The organism is Bacillus sp. PK6-013 (assembly GCF_054161445.1).
Map to the genome: position 1 here is coordinate 3,753,236 of NZ_CP096417.1, position 21,541 is coordinate 3,774,776.

At 48.2% G+C, this 21,541-nt stretch carries 22 protein-coding genes; 3 read left to right on the forward strand and 19 right to left on the reverse strand.

What is annotated here, in order from left to right; genetic code table 11:
- Window positions 1–76: 76 nt before the first annotated feature.
- Both M1E03_RS18975 and M1E03_RS18980 read right to left on the reverse strand, forming a co-directional pair.
- The gene (locus tag M1E03_RS18975; protein WP_023857894.1) at window positions 77–2,260 is read right to left on the reverse strand and encodes a DNA topoisomerase III; all 2,184 of its coding nucleotides are present in this window, start codon (window positions 2,258–2,260) and stop codon (window positions 77–79) included.
- 70 nt (window positions 2,261–2,330) lie between these two features.
- A complete protein-coding gene (locus tag M1E03_RS18980; protein WP_023857895.1) occupies window positions 2,331–2,759 on the reverse strand; it encodes an Lrp/AsnC family transcriptional regulator in 429 nt (142 codons plus the stop codon).
- A 117-nt stretch (window positions 2,760–2,876) separates the two neighbouring features.
- On the opposite strand from M1E03_RS18980, the gene M1E03_RS18985 reads away from it, so the two are divergent.
- Both M1E03_RS18985 and M1E03_RS18990 read left to right on the forward strand, forming a co-directional pair.
- Window positions 2,877–3,287: a carboxymuconolactone decarboxylase family protein gene (locus M1E03_RS18985; protein ID WP_020450223.1), complete on the forward strand. Its 411-nt coding sequence runs from the start codon at window positions 2,877–2,879 to the stop codon at window positions 3,285–3,287.
- Window positions 3,288–3,371: 84 nt separating this feature from the next.
- Window positions 3,372–3,665: a DUF3817 domain-containing protein gene (locus M1E03_RS18990; RefSeq protein WP_031305229.1), complete on the forward strand. Its 294-nt coding sequence runs from the start codon at window positions 3,372–3,374 to the stop codon at window positions 3,663–3,665.
- A gap of 31 nt (window positions 3,666–3,696) precedes the next feature.
- On the opposite strand, the gene M1E03_RS18995 is transcribed toward M1E03_RS18990, so the two are convergent.
- The 3 genes from M1E03_RS18995 to M1E03_RS19005 form a co-directional block, all read right to left on the reverse strand.
- Window positions 3,697–4,638 carry an LCP family protein gene (locus M1E03_RS18995; protein ID WP_023857897.1) on the reverse strand — a complete coding sequence of 314 codons (942 nt, stop codon included), beginning with the start codon at window positions 4,636–4,638 and terminating at the stop codon, window positions 3,697–3,699.
- 164 nt (window positions 4,639–4,802) lie between these two features.
- Window positions 4,803–5,612 (reverse strand): lipid II flippase Amj family protein, encoded by an 810-nt coding sequence (locus M1E03_RS19000; RefSeq protein ID WP_023857898.1) that lies wholly within the window; start codon window positions 5,610–5,612, stop codon window positions 4,803–4,805.
- A 451-nt stretch (window positions 5,613–6,063) separates the two neighbouring features.
- Window positions 6,064–6,486, reverse strand: coding sequence for a pyridoxamine 5'-phosphate oxidase family protein (locus tag M1E03_RS19005; protein ID WP_023857899.1), 423 nt, complete (start codon window positions 6,484–6,486; stop codon window positions 6,064–6,066).
- 84 nt (window positions 6,487–6,570) lie between these two features.
- On the opposite strand from M1E03_RS19005, the gene M1E03_RS19010 reads away from it, so the two are divergent.
- Entirely contained in the window at window positions 6,571–6,954 is a 384-nt protein-coding gene (locus M1E03_RS19010; protein ID WP_025810091.1) for a DUF2283 domain-containing protein, read from the forward strand.
- A gap of 16 nt (window positions 6,955–6,970) precedes the next feature.
- Here the strand turns inward: M1E03_RS19010 and M1E03_RS19015 are convergent, their stop codons facing one another.
- The 14 genes from M1E03_RS19015 to M1E03_RS19080 form a co-directional block, all read right to left on the reverse strand.
- Window positions 6,971–7,474 carry a D-lyxose/D-mannose family sugar isomerase gene (locus M1E03_RS19015; protein ID WP_020450216.1) on the reverse strand — a complete coding sequence of 168 codons (504 nt, stop codon included), beginning with the start codon at window positions 7,472–7,474 and terminating at the stop codon, window positions 6,971–6,973.
- Between the two features lie 15 nt (window positions 7,475–7,489).
- Window positions 7,490–8,359, reverse strand: coding sequence for an SDR family oxidoreductase (locus tag M1E03_RS19020; RefSeq protein ID WP_023857901.1), 870 nt, complete (start codon window positions 8,357–8,359; stop codon window positions 7,490–7,492).
- A gap of 110 nt (window positions 8,360–8,469) precedes the next feature.
- A complete protein-coding gene (locus M1E03_RS19025; protein WP_039073225.1) occupies window positions 8,470–10,548 on the reverse strand; it encodes a BglG family transcription antiterminator in 2,079 nt (692 codons plus the stop codon).
- Window positions 10,549–10,807: 259 nt separating this feature from the next.
- Window positions 10,808–11,947 (reverse strand): mannitol-1-phosphate 5-dehydrogenase, encoded by a 1,140-nt coding sequence (locus M1E03_RS19030; RefSeq protein ID WP_039073224.1) that lies wholly within the window; start codon window positions 11,945–11,947, stop codon window positions 10,808–10,810.
- Window positions 11,944–12,384 (reverse strand): PTS sugar transporter subunit IIA, encoded by a 441-nt coding sequence (locus M1E03_RS19035; protein WP_105980724.1) that lies wholly within the window; start codon window positions 12,382–12,384, stop codon window positions 11,944–11,946. Before M1E03_RS19035 ends, M1E03_RS19030 begins: the two co-directional genes overlap by 4 nt.
- Window positions 12,385–12,450: 66 nt before the next feature.
- Complete coding sequence (locus tag M1E03_RS19040; RefSeq protein ID WP_095292536.1) at window positions 12,451–13,875, reverse strand: PTS mannitol transporter subunit IICB; 1,425 nt, start codon at window positions 13,873–13,875, stop codon at window positions 12,451–12,453.
- 479 nt (window positions 13,876–14,354) lie between these two features.
- Entirely contained in the window at window positions 14,355–14,993 is a 639-nt protein-coding gene (locus M1E03_RS19045) for a GDSL-type esterase/lipase family protein (protein ID WP_020450209.1), read from the reverse strand.
- A gap of 88 nt (window positions 14,994–15,081) precedes the next feature.
- The gene (locus M1E03_RS19050; RefSeq protein ID WP_023857908.1) at window positions 15,082–15,831 is read right to left on the reverse strand and encodes an IclR family transcriptional regulator; all 750 of its coding nucleotides are present in this window, start codon (window positions 15,829–15,831) and stop codon (window positions 15,082–15,084) included.
- 31 nt (window positions 15,832–15,862) lie between these two features.
- Window positions 15,863–16,876 carry a 5-oxoprolinase subunit C family protein gene (locus M1E03_RS19055; RefSeq protein ID WP_105980722.1) on the reverse strand — a complete coding sequence of 338 codons (1,014 nt, stop codon included), beginning with the start codon at window positions 16,874–16,876 and terminating at the stop codon, window positions 15,863–15,865.
- Complete coding sequence (gene pxpB / locus M1E03_RS19060; RefSeq protein WP_020450206.1) at window positions 16,873–17,607, reverse strand: 5-oxoprolinase subunit PxpB; 735 nt, start codon at window positions 17,605–17,607, stop codon at window positions 16,873–16,875. Before pxpB ends, M1E03_RS19055 begins: the two co-directional genes overlap by 4 nt.
- A gap of 76 nt (window positions 17,608–17,683) precedes the next feature.
- The gene (locus M1E03_RS19065) at window positions 17,684–18,457 is read right to left on the reverse strand and encodes a putative hydro-lyase (protein ID WP_101561693.1); all 774 of its coding nucleotides are present in this window, start codon (window positions 18,455–18,457) and stop codon (window positions 17,684–17,686) included.
- Between the two features lie 23 nt (window positions 18,458–18,480).
- Window positions 18,481–19,692 carry an NRAMP family divalent metal transporter gene (locus tag M1E03_RS19070; RefSeq protein ID WP_101561607.1) on the reverse strand — a complete coding sequence of 404 codons (1,212 nt, stop codon included), beginning with the start codon at window positions 19,690–19,692 and terminating at the stop codon, window positions 18,481–18,483.
- Window positions 19,693–19,716: 24 nt separating this feature from the next.
- Window positions 19,717–20,478, reverse strand: a complete 762-nt coding sequence (pxpA, locus tag M1E03_RS19075; protein WP_268510530.1) for a 5-oxoprolinase subunit PxpA — start codon at window positions 20,476–20,478, stop codon at window positions 19,717–19,719.
- Window positions 20,479–20,766: 288 nt separating this feature from the next.
- A complete protein-coding gene (locus M1E03_RS19080) occupies window positions 20,767–21,522 on the reverse strand; it encodes a Cof-type HAD-IIB family hydrolase (RefSeq protein WP_020450202.1) in 756 nt (251 codons plus the stop codon).
- Between the last annotated feature and the right edge of the window lie 19 nt (window positions 21,523–21,541).

A 21,541-nucleotide genomic window follows, 5' to 3' on the forward strand; every position in this document is an offset into this window, starting at 1 on the left:
CACTGACAAGTTCACTAGTTTTGTGATATTTGGTCACATTAAAACAGCCTGCCGTTTCCGGCAGGCTGTTTGATGATTATTGATCAAGCTTCAGCTTCTTCAGCTGTTCGGCGAGCGCGTTGTTGATTGGCTCATCTTTGTTTTGCTTTTTCATGTAGGAGTGTACATCGCGTTTTGATGCTTTTGAATTTTTGTCTTTTGCCCTGCGCTTTTCGAAAACGGAGAGTTTTTCTCTGTGGCCGCAGACGCAGGCGAATGTCTGGCCTTCTCCGTGTCCTCGCAGTTCCATGCGCTTATGGCAGTTCGGGCAGCGGGCGTTCGTCTGTTTGGCGACTGTTTTGCGGTGGCCGCACTCCCTGTCCTGGCAGACGAGCATTGTGCCGCGTTTGCCGTTTACTTTCAGCATCAGTTTTCCGCAGTCAGGGCAATGGGTCCCTGTGATATTGTCATGCTTAAACGTTTGATTGCTGCTTTTGATTTCTCTGATCGTCTGCTTTGCGTACTCCTTCATTTCTTTGATAAAGGCGGAGGATTTCAGTTTTCCTTTCGCAATGCCTGACAGCTTCTGCTCCCATTCAGCGGTGAGGGCAGGAGATTTTAAATCTGACGGAACAAGCTCAAGGAGCTGTTTTCCTTTTGAGGTGATATAGATATCTTTTCCTTTTTTCTCGATCAGGAACGTGTTGAACAGCTTTTCGATAATGTCGGCGCGTGTTGCCACCGTCCCGAGTCCGCCCGTCTCTCCGAGAGTTTTCACAAGGTTTTTTTCTTCTCCCTGCATAAATGCGGCCGGATTTTCCATCGCAGACAGTAATGTTCCTTCATTAAACCGCGCCGGCGGTTTTGTTTCACCCTTCGTCTCTGTCAAAGACCGGACGGACAGCGTGTCGCCTTTTGCGAGTTTAGGAAGGGTTTGATCCTTTTCTTCCTCGTCATCATCTTCGTCTGCGAAATCGTACACCGCTTTCCAGCCTTGCGACTGAACGGTTTTCCCTTTTGCCGTAAAGGTTTCTCCGCCGATTTCGGCAAACACTTTAGTTTCTTCATATTCAAACGGCGGCATTAAAACGGCGAGAAAGCGCTTCGCGATCAAATCGTAAAGCTTTCTTTCCTTTTCGCTTAACGCACCGAGCGCAAGCGGCTCTTCCGTCGGAATAATCGCGTGGTGATCGGATACTTTCGCATCGTTAACAAAGCTTTTATTGGCTTTAACGCCATGCTTTAAGATCCGGGTCACATGCTGAGCATAAGGCTTCACCTGCATGCCTTCCAAACGGTCTTTCAGCGTAGGGACGATGTCATTAGAAAGAAATCTTGAGTCCGTCCGCGGATAGGTGACGAGCTTATGCTGCTCATAGAGCTTCTGCAAAACGGACAGCGTTTCTTTTGCGGAAAATCCGTAGCGTTTATGGGCGTCCCTCTGCAGCTCGGTCAGATCATAAAGTCCGGGGGCAAAGCTTTTTTTCGCCGTTTTTTTCAAGTCGACGATAGCGGCCGGTTTGCCTTGCAGCGCTCCTGCAAGCTGTGACGTCACAGACGCGTTGAAAGTGCGGGTCTGCTTCGTTTTCTTGTCCTGCCACGTCAGCGTCATACCGTCAACCGCTGCACGCAAGCCGAAATAAGGGACGGGTTTAAAGTTCTTGATATCTTCCTCTCTTTTCGCGATCATCGCCAATGTCGGCGTCTGTACGCGTCCGCAGGAAAGCTGGGCGTTGAATTTCGTTGTCAGCGCCCTCGTCGCGTTGATGCCGACGATCCAATCGGCTTCAGCTCGAGCCACGGCTGAATGGTAAAGGTTTTCAAAGTCTTTGCCGTTCTTTAAGTTTTTAAATCCGTCTTTAATCGCTTTGTCTGTGACCGATGAAATCCACAGGCGCTTCAATGGCTTCGTAATCTTTGCTTTTTCGATAATCCAGCGGGCGACAAGCTCGCCTTCCCGGCCGGCATCGGTTGCTATGACGATGTCTTTGACGTCTTTTCTGATCAGCTGCGATTTAACCGCCTGAAACTGCTTTCCGGTCTTTTTAATGACGACGAGCTTTAAAGGCTCGGGGATGATTGGCAGATCTTCAAGCCGCCAAGACTGGAATTCCTTTCCGTATCCTTCAGGGTCCGCCAATGTGACCAGATGGCCGAGCGCCCATGTCACGATATAGCGGTCGCCTTCAAGATATCCGTTTCCTTTTTTATGACACTTCAGCACGCGGGCCAAGTCACGGCCGACTGAAGGTTTTTCTGCTAAAACGACTGTTTTAGACAAGTCCATCACATCACTTTCTTGTTCATGCATCCTTTTATTATAACAGATGATACAGATGCAGCTCTAATGTTCATGATTCCTTTATTTCAATTTCAGAAAAAATGACGTGTGTCACGGTTTGGGCATATGGTGATGTTTCATTGATAAATGCTTCGATCTGCGCCAGGCTCTCTGCATTGATTTTCAGCATATAGCAGGCGGCTCCCGCGATCCGGTAGCAGAATTCAATATTCGGGAGGCGTTCGATATATGCTTTAAACCTTTCGTATTCCCCGTTTTTCACCGTTGCTTCAATGATGCAGGATACGGGAAGGCCGACCTTTTGGTAATCGATGTCCAGCGTATATTTTTTAATGACGCCGAACGATTCGAGCCGCCTGACCCTTTCGGTCACAGACGGCGCGGAAAGGCTGATCTTCCTGCCCAGCTCCCGCATCGATAAACGGCTGTCTTTCTTTAATTCGGCTATGATTTTAAAATCGAGGTCATCAATTTTCATATGTAACTTTATTCCCTTCATTCTATTTCATCATTTTAATATTATCATGAAAATTCTTTCGTTCGAAATTCATTTTTCACTTCTGCTTATATATGATTATGAAGAGGTGATCATCATATGACAAGAATCAATTTTTCAGACAGAGGAGAGACGCCGTTTCAGCGGCTGCTCGGACACTCCGAAAGCCTGATGTCAAACTGGACGGCTTTAGCTGAGGAGCTGTCAGGAGACGGCTTTTTATCAAAGGAACTGAAGGAGCAGGTGCGCCGCGTGCTGGCTCAGGGAAACGGATGCGAATATTGCAAGGCAAAGGGGAAACCCGAGATCCCGAATCAGCAGAAAACGAGCTTTGCAATGGGGTTTGCAGAGGTCTTTTTGGCGCAGAGGGAGCGCGTTTCAGACAGGCAGTTTGATGTTTTAAAAGAAGTGTTTTCAGAAGAAGAAATAACGGAATTGACCGCATTTATTTGTTTTACGACTGCCCAGCAATATTTCGGCGCTTTAATGAAGCTTCCGGCAGACGCATAAATCCAACGGAGAAAAAACCTGTCATATTTGTCCCCTTTTGGTTTATAGTATAAAGGTAGACTATCACTCCACAGGAGGTATACTATGCTGCAAACGCCGATTGGCCGCCTTCGGTTGATGGGTTTTATTGAAGGCATTTCGCTTTTAATCCTGCTGTTTATCGCCATGCCGCTTAAATATTGGGCGGATTATCCGATGGCCGTTACGATTGTCGGATCGCTTCACGGCGGATTGTTTATTTTGTATTTGTTTGTTCTGTTGTATGCGACTTTTGTGCTGAGGTGGTCTGTGAAATGGCCGGCTGCCGGTCTTGTGGCCGCATTTGTTCCGTTCGGCAATTTCCTTTATGACCGGGGACTAAAAAAATATGATCAGTAAAAACCGCCGGGAAACCCGGCGGTTTTTTTGATCACTCATTTAAAAAGCGTTTCAGCTCTTCCTTGTTTTGTTCAAGGTCTAAATCGAGGACCGCCCCGTATGTTGGATCGTCTTTGTTCGTGAATGATCCGTCAACCGGGAGCCTGAAGCTTTTGGTTTCTTTTACGCTTCCGAGCAAAAAGTCTTTGCCGAGGGAGAAGATGACGCCGTTCGGAATGTTTGTTTCAATATACGGATCGACGAGCCCCCACAGCTTCGGAAGCTGGGCGATATTTCCGATGCTCATCGCTTCTTTTTGAAGCTCTGAAAAGATTTCCTGCTGTCTTCTGACCCGTCCAAAATCGCTTTCTCTGTCATGCCTGAACCGGACATAGCCCAGCAGCCTATCACCGTGAAGAATTTGTTTTCCCGGCTGCAGTGTCATGCCGATTCCGTACGACATTTTTTTCGGAACGTCGACTTCGATGCCGTCAGGCGCCACCGCATCAACGATTTTGGCAAAACCTTTAAAATCGATGATGGCATAATAGTTAATGTCCAAATCAAAGGATTCTTTTAATGTTTTTCTGACGAGTTCCGGGCCTCCGTATGCATAAGCCGCATTGACTTTTTGCTTGTCATATCCCGGTATGTCGACATAGCTGTCCCTCATAATCGAAATCAATTTAGGCTGTTTCTGCTTTTTATTATAATGGATCACCATCATCGAGTCAGACCTTGAATGGTCTTCCCCTCTTGAATCGATCCCTAGAACGAGGATGTTCACTTCATCAAGATCAGAGCCTTCCCCGTTAAATTCAAACTGACCGTCTTCTTTAAAATCCCCGTCAGATTCGGATAAGCCTTTTTTGTATTCAAAGTAGGTATAACCCGCTGCTGCTATGATAACCAGCAACATTAAGGTAAACAGGCGCTTTATGATTTTTCGCCTTTTTCTTTTCGGTTTTCTTACTCTTACTCTAACCCTCTCCACTTTTATCACCGCCACACATAAGACTATCACAGGATTAAACAGCGGGCAATTAATAAAAGAAAGATCAAGCCGTCTAATCGTGTCGAAAAAGATAATCTTTTGTTTTCATTTGTTTCATTTTGAAAGAAAAATGATCGAATTTTGATCTTTTCGTCAAAAATCGACTACATCCACTTCGTCATCCATGCGATATAGTAAGAAGCCGGGATAAACAGAACTTGGGCAAAAATCGTCCCGGCCACCCTCGATGTTGCCATCGTGATCGAAGCCCATTTCAAATAGGTGTAGCTCCGCCTCCCTTTTGCTACGTCATCTGCAAGTACCGAAACCTTCGGATCGACAAACAGCGCCAGCAGCATCGTCGCCACCCCGTTGACAAGGCCGGAAGCCATCACCGCGGTCGTATGCCTTTCGGGCACGAGGACGCCCGCATAAAGAGCGGCAAGAACGCCGATTGTATAAATCGCCGTGATGGCCATGTTCAAGACAAACAGCCGCTTCGGTATGTAGCAGAACCGAAAGTCTTTCACATATTCCAGACTCGGTCTTCTCGCATAATGCTTGGCATGCTTGAAGATATTTTTTGAGAACGCCTTGCGAAACACTTGCAAAACGGAGCCGTTTTCCCCTGCCAAGTGAACAATCGCTCTCGAAAATACGGCGACAAACGTCGGCAGAAGCAGCATTCCGAAAATTGTACCGACGGTTGAACCAAAGATTAAAAACCGAAATTGGCTGCCGACGAGGGAAAGTGCGTCCGCACCCGCAACATCGACAAGCTTCCCCGTCACAGGCTGCTGAACCATATTTGACATTCTTGAGACGATGACCATCACATTAAATAATGACAGCGCCGATGCGATAAATCCGACTCTCGCGCCTGACAGACGAGCGGCGTATGCGAGCGTTTCGATGGAATGGATCAGCAACAGAAAACAAAAAATCAATAGTACCTTAGATGTTAAAAAGTCCATTTCTCTTCCTCCAGTCTATAGGTAAGACTGTTTTCAAAACGCAAACGTTTCGGCAAATCAAAAACCGCCCCGGCAAAAGCCGAAGCGGTCTCAATTATCATATTTATTCGAGCAAATAATTTATCCGCTGCCAAAGGCGGTCATTTGAATTTCGTAAAAGATCAGCATCTATCGTTCCGAGTTGAAAGTAAACACCATGGAATTTCTGATACAAGACAACGAAAGCCCTACCTCTCATTCGTCCTTGCGGCTCCGAAGCCGCGCCAGTGTGAATTGTGAAACAAAAAGTCTTTTTTCCCTCTATCCTGTTAGGGGCGGGTCAGAGGAAGAAATCAGTATCTTCTAAGAAAGAAAAAAGAAGTCTACTTTCCATTTATTTGCTCTTTTGCGTGTTCCTGTTTTTTATTATACTACAGTTCGTCCTTGATGACAAACTGTTAAGCACAGCGCGCTACAGATCCAGCGTGACCGGGGTGCTTTCACCTTCATTCATCAGTCTGATTTCCGAAGGCTCAATCTCAAGCACGGTCAAGTTCGGATCGTCCTTTCCGTCAAACCAGCGCTCAAGCTTTTCATCCCAGATTTTGTCCTTTAAATCTTTTGAATGGTTGAGCTTTGCCGTACCTGTGATTTCAAGGTATGCATCGCCTAATCCTTCGCCGTTATAACCCAACAGCACGTGGACGTTCGGATTGTTATCAATTTCTTCTGCCTTGTGCGTCTCATCGCTTGTCGGTGTATAAAGCGTCAGCCCGTCGTGGAAAAAGGTCATGTAGCGGGAATGAGGTTTGCCGCTTTCGACCGTTGCAAGCGAACCGATTTTATGATGATCGAGAATGTCGAGCACTTTGTTCTTCAATTGCTGCTGATCCATTTTAAGTTCCCTCCTTTGTATCGTCTCCACTGTTACTTTTCCACAATGTCTTGTATATTAAACAATTGAGCGGAGGTTTTTGACGTGAATATTTTCATATCGTTTGATGCTGAGGCTGATATGGGCTACATTGCTTTGACGGAAAACCGTGCCGGGTCTGCCGCAGCAACCGATGATATCGGCAATACGGCTTTGGCTGCAGACTTTGACCGCCATCAGCGGATGATCGGTGTCGAATTTCCGGGGAAGGCGGCTCCGGAAATAGCGCGGCTTGGAACGCTGACCGGCAGAAAACACAAACTTGAACCGGCTTTCCTAAACGGCGCCCGCGTTCATCGGTTTCGACCGACGTCACAGGAAGCGGTCAAAACACTTTGTGTGAACGGTGTTCAATTTTATTTTGCCGATCATGACGGACAACGCTTCATCGGCTTTGATGTGTTTGATCGGACGGAAAAAAGCGAATGAGATTGGCTCCCATTCGCTAAATTCTCGGGTCTGTAAACACATCGTGATCATCGGTGCTTGTTGAAGAAAACTCCGTAACCACAGCACCTTCACTCCCCGCTTTGAACCAATGTTTCGTATCCGGCGGAATCGTGTACTGTTCGCCGGGTGTGAGCTGAATTTCGTGCCAAACGGTGAAATGCTCGATATCCTCGTGCGGCGGCAGAACGGCCGGGACTTCCGTTTTTTCTCCTTCTACATACAAATACACTTTTCCGTATCTGCACCTGAATGTCTCTTCTTTCCCTTCCTGCCCGTCTACGGGAGGATGCCGGTGTTCGGGGCATGTTTGTTCAGGGAATAATACAAGCTCTTTGGCACAGTAGCGGTCTGTGTTGACATAGACGAACAGCTGAAGTCCCAGCTTATTCAGCTTATTTAAACCGTAGTCCATGATTTGGATGTTTTCTTTATCATCGTCGCTCAGCGCGATGCCCGCTTTCTCGTAGTATTCGATTACGTCTTCCTTTGTCACCTTCACACGAGCTTCCCCCTTTTATGTCGTGATAAAGTCTCCGCCGTTGACGTGGAGGGTCTGCCCTGTCATATACGAAGAATCGTCAGATGCTAAAAGCACATAGCAGCCCACATGATCCACCGGCTGACCTGGACGGCCCATCGGTGTATTTGTACCGAACTTCGCCACTTCCTCACCTGAAAATGTGGACGGGATCAGCGGCGTCCAAATCGGTCCCGGTGCAACGGCATTGACGCGGATGCCGTCTTTGACGAGCGCCTGTGACATCGAACGTGTAAATGCATTGATCGCACCTTTTGTTGCCGTGTAGTCAATCAGCTGCGGATTGCCCCGGTAAGGGTTGATCGATGTTGTATTGATGATCGCGCTGCCCGGCTCCAAATAATCGATCGCTTTTTTTGTAAAGTAGAAATAAGAGAAGAAATTTGTTTTAAATGTTTTCTCAAGCTGTTCACTGGAAATCTCTTTAATGCTGTCTTTTGGATGCTGTTCGGCCGCATTATTGACAAGAATATCAAGACGGCCGAGCTCCTTTACAGTCTGTTCAACCGCGTCATTGCAAAATGCTTCGTCTCTGACGTCTCCGGGAAGCAGCATGCATTTGACGCCTTCTTTTTCAACCCGCGCTTTCGTCTCCTGAGCGTCCTCATGTTCATTTAAGTAGACGATCGAGATGTCCGCGCCTTCTTTAGCATAGGCAACGGCAACTGCCCTGCCGATTCCGCTGTCGCCCCCTGTAATGAGTGCGACCTTTCCTTTCAATTTATCCGTCCCTTTGTAATTTTCATCTTCATAGATCGGACGCGGGTTCATGACGCTTTCGATGCCGGGCTGACGGTCTTGCGTCTGTGCCGGCTGTCCGTTTGTCTGCTGATTGCGCAAATCCATTTGTGATTCCTCCCTTTAGCTGATATTACTAGACTTTTAACCGGAGAAATTTTTGTTTAAACATGACCGTGTGCGCGAAAAATGAAGAAAGCCCCGGGTGACCGGGGCTTTTACCACTCTTTATCCTGTATAAATCGGTGAAACAAAACGTTCAGCCTTCCGTACAGCTGCTCGCGGTCTCCGGTCTGGTACGCTTTTATACTTTCGTCACTTTCAATCATCGAAGAGCTGATCAAGCTCAAAATCTCGGAACCTTCCGGAGACAGATCGGCCGGCGCCAGCATGATAAGCATCCGTGTCATCTTCATGACGCTTCCGTCCATCCCTTTGATCTCGAACGGTTTGGACAGATCATAAGCTTTAAAGAGGGGAATCACGGCCGCTTCGCTTTTTAAATGGAACAGTGCGAAGGTGGTTCCGGGAATGCCGAGGCCCCCCTGTGCTTCTCTTGTCATCAGCCCGCCGGCCATCTGCCCTGCATCCGTAACCAGACCTTGATCTTCAAGGGTGCTGCAAAGGCGTTTGACCGTATGTTCCAGGCTTGATTCAGCTTCCAGCGTTTCAACTGTAAAATGGCTCAGTAAATGTTGAATGCCGGCTGCGTAATGGCCGATTTTCCGCGCAATCTGAAGCATATCAGGAAACGGCTCCGGTTTTTTGGGAGCCATCCGCTTTTTCCGAAGGATGAGCGGGATTTTCCGGGTGAGCTGGTGTTTGATCTGTTTCACATCTTCTGTGTCAAGGAGCGGACTGACGGTGACGCAGTCAATGTTTTCATATGGGATCGGCACGGTTGAAACGATGATGTCATAGGCACCGGTATTTTTCGATTTCAGCTCCATCAGCGAGGATATCTCAAAGGAAGCGATTTCAGGAAGCTCTTTTTTCAGCCGCGAGGCCAGCATCTTTGATGAACCGATTCCGCTCGAACAAATCACGAGCGCGCTGATGTCTACTTTTTGTTTGCTCATCTCAAGCGCCGATCCAAAGTGAAGGACGATAAAAGCAATTTCTTCATCTGGAAACCGGATTTCCGGAAAAAATGTTTCGACGCCTTCCTCTATGGCCATATATAAGAGAAAATAATCTTTTTTGACCTGTTCTGTTAACGGATTATGCACCGACATCTTTTCTTTGATCCGGATGATCGCCGGTTCAAGGTGGGCGATTAATCCTTCATAAAGCGAATGGTTGCCTGTTAAATTCGTGCCCGTTTTTTGCGAGATGAAATCGATCAGCTTTTTCGTCCTGAGGGCGGTATCCAGCTCGATATCTTCCGCTCTGTAGTCGATTTTGAAGCTTTTGTTGGCGCTTCTTAAATGCATCGTTATATAACCCGCCTCAGCTTCGGGGATCTTCACGTGAAACGCATTTTCAAGCTCCTTTGCAAGCGCAAGCGCCAGTTCAAACTCTTTCGTACGCTTCAGGTCCGTCAATTCTTCTTCATTCATATTAATCATTTCACCGAGCTGTATCCGCTCGATCGCAAACGTCAAGTGGACGACGAGAGCGATGTATGCACTGTCGGAAAGGGAAAGCCCATACTTTTCTTTCATCTGAAACAGCACTTTTTCCGCTTTCAGCAATTTCCCCCTGCTGACGACACCGAATATTTTCTCCGGCGCTTCGTTCTTGCCTTTAATATTCATTTCGATTGTTTCCAGAAACTGCTGAACATCGAGCTTGTCGGCCATCAAGTTTCCGACGATTTTTCGCTTGGCATCCTCCGGCCCCCTCAGCTCTATGCCGTAGCCTCTTTTTCTGATCAGCGACAGGCCGAACGGAGCGATCCACTTCTCCAGCTCGTCAAGATCGTTGCTGATCGTTGCCGTCGTCACCTGCAAGTCATTGGCGATTGTATAAAGCTTGATCGGTTCTCCCGCTTCAAGCATCGCGCATAAAATCAAAAGCTTTCGTTCATCGGCACTGTATTCGACATGGCTGTCCCGGGACAGATCTTCAAGAAGCCGCTGTTTGTCTCTATAGACACCGACCAGTTTCAAGCCTTTTCCCGGCTGCTTATCAAGCTGAAGACTGTACTTGTCCAGAACGGATTTAACCGCTTTGAGCTCGCGGTGGACCGTTCTTGTGCTGACTTCAATATAGTCGGCAATTTCATTGACTTTGACATAGCGGTTTTGATGCAAAAGGTATTTCATCAATTTTTGTTCCCTTGCTGTCATATACATAAAACGCCGCCTCCGGTGTTGTCGTTTTTGCGGGAGTGAAAGGGGGTCCGGCGGTTGAAACGGTATCCCTATCATAAAACGCTGTTAAGAAATCTTCAATTCGAACTAATTAATTTTTTATTAAAATCTTCAAGAAGTGAAGAAACATCAGCCCACAGCTGATGTTTCCAGGTTAGGTTGCATCTGCGCCGCCCTGTTCATACATTCTGTTTCGGCAGCCCCCGCCCGGCTGCCGAACTTTTCCCGATTCTATCTGAAACTATGCTTTCAAATGGCTGATCACCAGTTTGAATAAAGAATGATCCTCTTTTAGTCCGCATACATCTCGAAGCACGCCTTCATAGCCTTTTTCAGCGATCATGCTTTGAAGCTCAACGGCTTCCGGATCATCGGCACAATCAAACTGCAGCGCCAAGGCAATACCTTCTGCAAGGCGGACAGGTTCAAAGCCGAGGTCGCAAAGCTTTCTGGCCGGGCCGACAAGACGGTCATCCCTGCCAAGCTTGCGAAGCGGCGACCTGGCCACACGGGTGACATCGTCTGATAGGCATTCATTTTCAAAGCGCCCGATAATTTTTGTCATATATGCCCGGTGCTCTTCCTGTGTAAAATCGTATGTCTGAACAAGGTACCGGCCTGTTTCTTCAAGCGCGCCTGCTACCGTTTGACGGACCTCCGGGTGGTGAATGGCGGCTTTTATCGTCTTCAAACCTTTCTTATAGCCGGCATACGCCGCCATGGCATGTCCGGTATTGACCGTAAACAGCTTTCTTTCGATGAATGGCGCGAGATCCGGTACATATGTCACACCTTCAATATCCGGCACTTTTCCCGCGAATTCCGTTTGATCGACGGCCCATTCGAAAAAAGGCTCCACCGTTACTTTCAACAGATCATCATGATGCTGGATCGGCACAATTCTATCGACTGCCGAGTTCGGAAAACCGACTGAATCGCTGATTGCGGCGCGCTCTGTTTCAGTTAAGCGGGCAAAAATCTCCTCGCGAAGATGAGCGCTGCCTCCGATCATATTCTCGCAAGCTATGATGTTTAAAGGCTGTGTATTTAGTTTTATCCGGCGCTTCAAACCTTCTGCAATCGGCTCTGCGATCAGCTTAAGAACCGCAGGGCCCACCGCAGTGGTGACAAGGTCGGCTTTCGCTATGAAATCATACAATTCGTCAAGCTGGGTCGCACTGTTGATCGCCCGAACCGGGCCAATCGTTTCCTGCTTCCTTCCGGCATCGGCCAATTCGACGATATAGCGGCCCTTGTCGTTCAGTTCCTTGATCACGGCATCGTTTACATCGGCGAACACGACATCATACCCCGATTTGCAGAGCAAGGCTCCGATAAATCCCCGGCCGATGTTCCCCGCACCGAAATGCAGTGCAATCATATTTGGTCACCTTCTTCAAAAACCGCCATTAACTCGTCTTCATTTTTCGCATTGATGATCCGTTCGACCTTGTCCGCTTCTGAGCAGACGATCGCAATCTTTGACAAAATCTCCAAATGCTCATCATTTTTCCCGGCAATGCCAAAGATCACTTTAGCGATATTGCCATCGCCGTATTCGACACCTTCCGGAAGCTGGATCACGGATATTCCGGAGTGAAGAACATCCCGCTTGCTGTCTTCCGTACCATGCGGAATAGCGATTGCGTTCCCCATGTAAGTGGAAGTGAGGCCTTCCCTCTCCAACATTTTCTCGATATAATCCGCGGTCACATAGCCGGCGTCAACCAGCGCCTTTCCGGCCAGCCTGATCGCTTCTTCCTGCGTTGCGGCAGATTGATTGAGATGAATGTTTTCTTTTGCAAGTACTGGTTTCATTGGGAAATCACTCTCTTTCATACATGTTGTGTGAGCCTGATTGACAGGCTCACGGATTCTCAAACTTTACTTTTTAAGCTGATTGATCAGTTCATCGTATTTTGGACTGTTAAGGAAATTTTCCACTGATATGTGTCTAGCGTTTGGAAGCTTCGCTTTTGCGCGTTCCGTTAAGTCTTTATGTGTGATGACGATGTCGGCATCTCCAGGCAGATTATTGATCGATGTATTGGATACGTCGATATCGAGTTCTGCTTTTTTGACTTTGTTTTTCAAAATCGATGCCCCCATCGCACTGGAGCCCATTCCGGCATCACACGCGAAAATGATCTTGCCGACATTTTCGTAAGTTGCCTCTGATTCTTCCGCTTCATCAGCCGAAGTCAATGCAGAAACGGCTTGGCTCTTCTTACCTTTCATTTGCTGCATTTTTTCCGCTGCGGCTGTTAAGTCTTCTTCGCCGGCTTTAGACGTTTTCAAAATCAAAGAAGCTACAATGAATGAAACGACTGCCGCGACGAGAACACCAAGGATCACACCGATGTGGTTGCCTTTCGGCGTCATCGCCAGCACCGCAATAATGCTTCCCGGTGAAGGAACAGCCGCCAGCCCCGCATTAAAGATGGAGAATGTCAGCACACCGCTCGCTCCGCCCGCTATTGCAGCCAGGATTAACAGCGGTTTCATCAGAATGTAAGGGAAATAAATTTCGTGAATCCCGCCAAGGAAGTGAATCACTGCAGCGCCCGGGGCGGTCTGCTTTGATGTGCCTTTTCCAAAAATCATGTAAGCTAAAAGAATCCCGAGACCCGGACCTGGGTTCGCCTCCAAAAGGAATAAAATCGATTTTCCTGTCTGGGCGGCCTGTTCAATACCAATCGGGCTCAAAATACCGTGATTAATCGCATTGTTAAGGAAAAGAACTTTCGCAGGCTCTACAAAAATACTTGCCAATGGAAGCAGATTCGCATTGACGATCACTTCCACGCCGGCCGCCAATGTTTTGTTCAAGCCGAGCACCACCGGACCGATCGCAAAAAAGCCGAGCACTGCCAAAATGAAACCGAGAATTCCGGCTGTAAAGTTGTTGATCAGCATTTCAAATCCGGAACGAACCTTATCTTTGAAAAGCCTGTCCGTCAATTTCATCAGGAAGCCGCCCAGCGGCCCCATGATCATCGCACCGAGGAACATCGGAATGTCCGCACCGACAATAACACCCATCGCTGCAGTCGCACCGACGACGCCTCCGCGGTGGTCGTACACCATCTTACCGCCCGTGTATCCGATCAAGAGCGGCAGCAGAAATTTGATCATCGGATCAACCAATGAAGCAAGCGCCTCATTCGGCATCCATCCCGTCGGAATAAACAGGGCGGTAATGATCCCCCATGCGATAAATGCACCGATATTCGGCATGATCATTCCGCTCAAATAGCTTCCGAAACGTTGAATCTTTACTTTGAAATCTGGATTTTGTCTTTCTTCCATTTCATAACCCTCCTTTGTTGTCCTTTAAAGCCTGTGATAAAAAAATGATGTCGAATAATGTCGGCTCCTTGTCTTTATATTAAAACGCTTACAGATGACTGCTCAATTGAAAGAAAACGGCACTTTGGCAGGAGCCGTGTGACAAAATTTAATAGTTTCATTTTTTAGTCTGGTTTCGGCTGCCGCGGCCGACTCGAGGAAAATAAAGGCTCGCTGAAGAATTGCATAAAAAAAGACCATTCCTGATTGGAATGGTCTTTCCAGATTGTTGACAAAATCCTAAAACGGTTTTCAGTTTTAGGATTTTGTCACCCTTTCAGCGTGATTGAAAACCCTTGCAGTCTAGGAAGGCCGAGCATCGGAGCGCAGCGAATGTTGGAATTCGTGAGCACCGACGCGCAGGCCTGACAACGAATGCGAGGGTTTCTCGACACGCTGAAAAGACCATTCCTGATTGGAATGGTCTTTCTTCATCATATTCAGCTTTTCAGCGGCCCGTAGCCCGCCGCTCGCAAATTTTCCGCCATCGCTTCATACCCTCTGCTGTTTGGATGTACGCGGTCAATTGACAAATATTCTTGTTCGTGTCCTTTAAAGACAGCATAAGTATCGATCACCTTGATTTGCGGAGCGGACTCGAGCTGTTTTAAATGCCTGTTAAAGCCGGAAATCCATTTGTCCGCTAATTCGATCGACGGAAAAGGGTTGTATAAATTGAGAAGACGGACGAGGTAACGCGTATCTTTGTCTCCCTTTATGTCTCCGATTTTCTCAAGCATGCCTGAGTAGTTTTTCTGACAGTGTGAGGAAGCTTCCAAAAAGACGTGTTCATCCTTTTCTTTTTCATATATCTCCAGCGATTGCAGAAGGTCATTGCCGCAGCCCGTTATCGTGATGACGTCCGCTTTTTTGACCTGTTCCATGATGAACGGCTCGTTCAGCATCGCCAGAATGTCCGACGTTTCAAGACCCGATTTCGCAAATACAAGCAAAGAAACGCATTCGTTCAAATCCTCTTCCATTTTCCTTTTATAGCGCTGGACAAACCCCGGCTCAAACAAACCTGCACCGACCCCGACGGTTAGAGAATCGCCGAGAGCCGTATATTGAAGCGTCATATCCTTTCCCCCTCCGGTATGCCGTTTTTTCGCGGCAGCTACCATATATGTACTCGGGAGAGGCTCGAAAGGATACTTTTCTTTTTTCCTAAAAACCTAACTTTCTCGAAATGTCAAGCGCCGCCTTTTTCACTCTTTCGGTCAAATAAGGAAGACGGTCTTTCTGAAAGCGGGCTTCAAACCCGGCGATGCTGATCCCCGCCGCGACTTCGCGCTTATGATTGAAAATCGGCGCGGCGATCGCAGAGGTGTAGTCTTCGAGCTCCGAATGACTGACCGTGCAGCCGCTCCGGTACGACTCATTCAAAATACGGATCAGCTCGTTCTTATCCCGGATCGTACCGGAAGCGATCGGCACCAGCTCTGTTTTCTTGATATAGGCATCCCGCTCCTCTTCAGGTAAAAACGTCAGAATGCTTCTTGCGCAGGCTCCGGCATATAAAGGGGACCGCCTCCCGATCGCTGTATAGAGGCGAACGGTCTGCGTGCCCTCAATTTTTTCTATATACATCGCTTCATTTCCCTGCCTCACGATCAAATGGACGGCTTCATCCACGTCATCGCGGAGTTCTTCCATGATAGGCAGAGCGATTTTTCGGATATCAAGCCTTTCTGAAACAAGGTGGCCGTATTGCAAAAACAGCAGTCCTAAAGCATACATCCCGTTCTCGTCACGGTCGAGAAAACCCATTTCTTCGAGAGAACAAACCATGCGGTAGACAGATGTTTTCGGCATGCCTGTCAGCTCAATCATGTCGCCCAGTGAGAGCCTTTCTCTCGTCAGGAACAGATTGAGCAGGGTCATAGCTTTGACAACTGTTTTGTTTTTATGTTCCATGCCTTCCCCCTCCTGATACACATCACACCTATCATAACATGTATTCAAGCTTCAATCGGGCGGAAAGTTCGCTGATTTTCGTCTCCCGTTCGATGTAAATGCGCTCTGCTTCCTGAAGGCTGACAAGCTGAAACTGTACCTGCTCGCCCGGCATCATCTGCGTCACCTGTGAAAAATCGGCGGATACGATATGGGCGATTCTCGGATATCCGCCCGCTGTCTGTCTGTCTGCGAGAAGAACGATCGGATTGCCGTCAGGCGGCACCTGAATCGTTCCGAACGATACCGCTTCAGAGATCATTTCCAGCGGCTGAGTGAGTTCGAGCGCTTCTCCTTGAAGACGGTACCCCATCCGGTCGGATTTGGCCGTCACCCGGAATGTATCCGCGAAAAAGCGTTCTTGCGATGATGAGGTGAAGCAAGCGAACTGATCGCCTTTGATGACACGAATGACCGGATTCTTTTTTAACGGGAGAAAATATTTGCGGTCGACAGCCCACTTCGGAGCCCCAAAGCCTAAGCCATCGCCATGGTCTGCAAGCTTTCTGTACATCGCTTCCGACAACGGCGCCGGGCTGCCTAGTGATAACACGTCTCCCTTTTGAAGCGCCCTTCCTTGAAAGCCGCCGAGCCCTGCTCTGACATATGTGCTTTTGCTTTCCATCACAGGCGGCACATCAATCCCTCCGGCCACCGCCATGTATGCACGGCTGCCGCGCTTGCACATGCCGAATGTCAGCACACTGCCTTCTTTGATGAAAACCGGACGCCAAAGCGGGACTTCTTCGTCATTTACCATCAGTGAAAAGTCAGCGCCCGTCACCGCTATAAGAGCCGGTTTTTGAAAGCGGAGAGACGGCCCCGGTCCCATCAGCGTCACTTCAAGTGCAGCTTCGTTCTGGCTGTTCCCCGCGAGGAGATTGGCAATCCGCAAAGAATCGGCATCCATGGCCCCGCTGACAAGCACGCCGTATTTTTGAAAACCTGCGCGGCCCAAGTCTTGAACCGTCGTCATCAGACCCGGCTTTAACACTTCTATGCTCAAGATTTTCCCTCCTTCAGCGCGTGATACTCCTCTTCTGTCACGCTGACAAATTTCACGATATCCCCTGCTCTCAGAAGGCTCGGAGGCTGTTCATAAGGCTTGAATAATTCAAGCGGCGTATTGCCGATCAGCTGCCAGCCGCCCGGCGTTGAAAGGGGATAGACGCCTGTTTGCATGCCGGCGATTCCCACGGAGCCGGCGGGAATCGAAGTCCGCGGAGAGGACCGCCGCGGCGCGGCTATCTTTTCAGACATTCCGCCTAAGTAAGGGAAGCCCGGCGCAAAGCCGATCATATAAACGAGGTACTCACCCGAGGTGTGAATATCGATGACTTCCTGTGCAGTCAGTCCGTTGATGTCGGCCACTTCCTCCAAATCAGGGCCGAAACGGCCGCCGTAACAAACCGGAATTTCCACCGTACGCTGATTTGTTTCTTCTTCCATTGTGAGCTCTTGGAGATGATGTTCGATGAGGGCTTTTACCTTTTCATACGGAGAATCAACAGCCTTGCCGCTCTCCATCTTGCGGTATACTTCAAACGGCTGATAGAAAACGGTCACACTCGTGAAAGCCGGCACACACTCAATAAAACCGGGAAACGGATCGTTTTCAATCCGCTTTGTCAGTGCACTGACGACACGATGCGTCTGTTCGCTTATCCCCTCTCCGAGCTGAATGATAACCGCGGAGTCGCCGAGCGGAGACATTGTCACATTCGATAGATTTTTCATTCTGTTTCACCTTGCCTTTCATCCCCTTAAATCAAAAATCAATACAGATAAACCACTCTGTATTGATTTTGAGATCCTATAACACGCCAAATTGTTCGTCCCGAACATCGGTAACCAGCATATGGCCGGGCGAATGCGTGATCATCAGCTCCGGCTTTACGTGCATGGCGACGGCCTGAGGGGTGACGCCGCATGCCCAAAATACCGGAACTTCTCCTTTTTTTATCGTGACCGCATCGCCGAAATCGGGTTTTGCGATGTCTGTTATACCGATGGCTTCAGGACTGCCGATATGGACAGGTCCTCCGTGAACAGCGGGAAACCTTGATGTAACCTGAACGGCACGCACCGCCTGCTCTTCCGGAACCGGCCTCATACTGACAACCATCGGCCCTTGAAAACGGCCTGCCGGGACACAAGGAATATTCGTTTGATACATCGGAACATTTCGCTTTTCTTCAATGTGTCTGACAGGGATTCCGTTATTGATTAACGCTTGTTCAAACGTAAAGCTGCAGCCGATTAAAAAACCGACCATGTCGTTTTCCCATAAAGAATGGATATCGGTCACTTCATCCGCCAATTCGCCGCGCCTGTATACGCGGTATTTCGGAAAATCGGTGCGGATATCGGCGTCCGGCGCCATGATGGACGGCACCGGAGATCCGGGATCTGTGACATCGAGAATCGGACACGGCTTTTGATTGCGCTGGCAAAACAGCAAAAACTCAAAAGCGAGCTCTTTTTTCAAAATCACCAGGTTTGCCTGGGTAAAACCCCCGGCCATCCCGGCTGTCGGACCCGTTATTTCGCCTTTTCGAATCAGGGCCCTGACTTCGTCAGGGCGCATTTCATTTACATGACGCAACGATATCATCCCCATAACTTAGGAATTTCATTGATTAACGTATAGCCTCCCATGACCGCCATGACAATAACGACCAGAATACCCGGAATTGTAAGCCAGATCGGATGCCTGTAGTCGCCGACGATATTCTTCTTATACGCGCCGATCAAAAGGGATCCGAGTGCGATCGGTAAGATTAAACCGTTTAATGCGCCGGCAAGCACGAGAAGGTTGACCGGCTTACCAATTGTTACAAAGCAAATCGTTGATACGATAATAAAGACAATAATAATGCCGCGCGAATTCTTTTCAATTTTCGGAGAAAACGTTTTAAAGAAAGATACGGACGTATAAGCAGCGCCGATTACAGATGTAACAGCAGCTCCCCACATGACGAGACCGAAGATTTTGTAGCCGATATTTCCCGCAGCAAGCTGGAAGACAGAAGCCGGCGGGTTATCCGGATTAATGTGCAGGCCTTTTGAGACGACTCCAAGTACAGCAAGGAAAAGCGCAATTCTCATGACAGATGTGATCAAAATGCCGGAAACAGAGCTTTTCGTTACTTCAGGAATCGCAGCCCTCCCTTTAACACCCGCATCAAGCAAACGGTGTCCGCCGGCAAATGTAATGTATCCGCCGACCGTGCCGCCGACAAGCGTCACAATCGCAAGAATGTCGATATTATCAGGCATGATCGTTTTTGTTACTGCTTCTCCAACTGGAGGACCGGTCGTAATCGCAACGTACACCACTAATAAAATCATGACAAAGCCCGCGATCAGCGTAAACCGGTCCATCGCTTTTCCCGCTTCTTTAATGACAAAGATCAAAACCGCGATCGCGGCGCTGATGATCGCACCCGTCTGCGGTGTAATGCCGAATAAAACCTGGAGGCCGAGACCGGCGCCTCCGATATTGCCGATGTTGAAAGCAAGCCCGCCCAGAACGACGAGAAATGCGATGACATAGCCGAGTCCCGGAAAGACGAGGTTGGCGATTTCCTGCCCTCTTTTTTCAGAAACCGCAATGATTCTCCATACATTGGTTTGAACGAAGATATCTAAAATGATGGAAACGAGGATGACAAAGCCGAAGCTTGCAGCCAAGCTCTGTGTAAAGACTGTGGTTTGCGTTAAAAATCCCGGCCCGATTGAGGATGTGGCCATTAAAAAAGCGGCGCCCAAAAGCAACGTCCAGTTGCTTGATGACGCTTTTGTTTTTTTATTTTGTTTCAAATGGTATTCCTCCTTTTGTCAACATCATGTAGAAAAAGCTTGTATTTTAATATCTGCTGCTCTGAGTTCACGGCGGATTTTTTTCGCAAACTGAAGCGCGTGTGCACCATCTCCGTGAATGCACACCGTATCTGCTTTAAGGCTGACATCCGTTCCTTGCAGGCTGCGGACTTTGCCTTCTTTGACCATGCGGATCACCTGACCGACGGCTTCATCATCATCATGAATCAGCGCATCATTCTGGCGGCGGGAAGTCAGCGTTCCGTCTTCCTGATATGTACGGTCGGCGAACACTTCGTGAGCCGTTTTCAAACCGGCTCTTTCACCGGCAAGCACAAGTTCGCTTCCCGCCAAACCGAATAAAATCAGTTCCGGGTCTGTTTGATAAATTGCACGCGCGATCGCATCCGACAGTTCCCGGCTTTGCGCCGCCATATTATACAGTGCGCCATGGGGTTTCACATGCTGCATGGTCACACCTTCGGCCTTTAAAAATCCTGAAAGCGCACCGATTTGATACACGACAAGATCGTATGCTTCTTCAGGCGTAATCGCCATATTGCGGCGCCCGAATCCCGCTAAATCGGGAAGTCCCGGATGCGCGCCGATTTTCACGCCTTTTTCCGCCGCCATTTTGACGGTTTTGCGCATGACGCCAGGGTCTCCGGCATGAAATCCGCAAGCGATGTTGGCTGATGTAACAAATTCGAGAATCTCCTCATCGAGCCCGATTTTATAAGCGCCGAAGCTTTCTCCAAGATCGCAGTTTAAATCAACTTGATTCATCAAATCCCCCCTATATATTGATGCACATTCGGTCGAATTTTAGTATATCCCTCATTTTGTTCCGATTTTCGGAACCTTAATTCCGAATAATCAAACTTGAATAGATTATATCAAGGATTTGCCCGCTTGGCATCATATTGTTAGAAAACCTCACATAAAATAAATCATTTTTCCTAAAAAGTTTTAGCTGAAAAACCTGATTTCACAAGGTTTTTTCAACTTGCTTCAGTCCATGAATATTTTTTATTTTGCACAAAAAAAAGAGCCGTAAATCGGCTCTTTTTTCGGCTAGGACAATACCCAATGCCTGATCGCTTTTGCGACTCCGTGTTCGATATTGGAATCCGTGATCCAGTCTGCGGTTTCTTTGACGATTTCCTGGGCGTTCCCCATGGCAACGCCTAAACCCGCTTCTTTGATCATGGCGATATCATTTAAACTGTCTCCGACCGCCATCACGTGTTCCATCGTAAAGCCGAGGCGCTCGCATACTTTTGCCAAAGCGGCCGCTTTATTGATCCCGATGGCGTTGACTTCAATATTGGTCGGGCTTGAATTGCTGACTTCCAATTCTTTGTTCTTTTTCAGCTCTTCCAGGACCCGGTTTCTGACGTCGTCATCCGGAATATCAAAGCCGAATTTCAGCCATTCATACGCCTGAATATCCTCAGGAAACTCGCCTCTCCACACTTTATCGACGCTGGCGGCCCAGAAATCGGTGTTGTGCAGATTGCGCAAATCCCACATCATTTGGACATGATCGGGATGAAGCAGCTGACGCTCGACCAGGTTGAAAGACGAATCCCAAATTTCACTGCCGTTTGCCGTGATCAAAAAAGAAGACAGTTCGAGCGACTCCGCCAACTCCCGGCACGTCATCAGCGTGCGGCCGGTACTGAGCACGACATAAATCCCTTTTTCCTCTGCTTCTTTAATCGCATTTCTGTTTTCATCAGAAATGGTCTGTTCATCATTTAATAGTGTTCCATCCATATCCAGAGCTACTAGCTTCACATCGATTCGATCTCTTTGACTGACTGACACGATATTTAAGATACCTCAC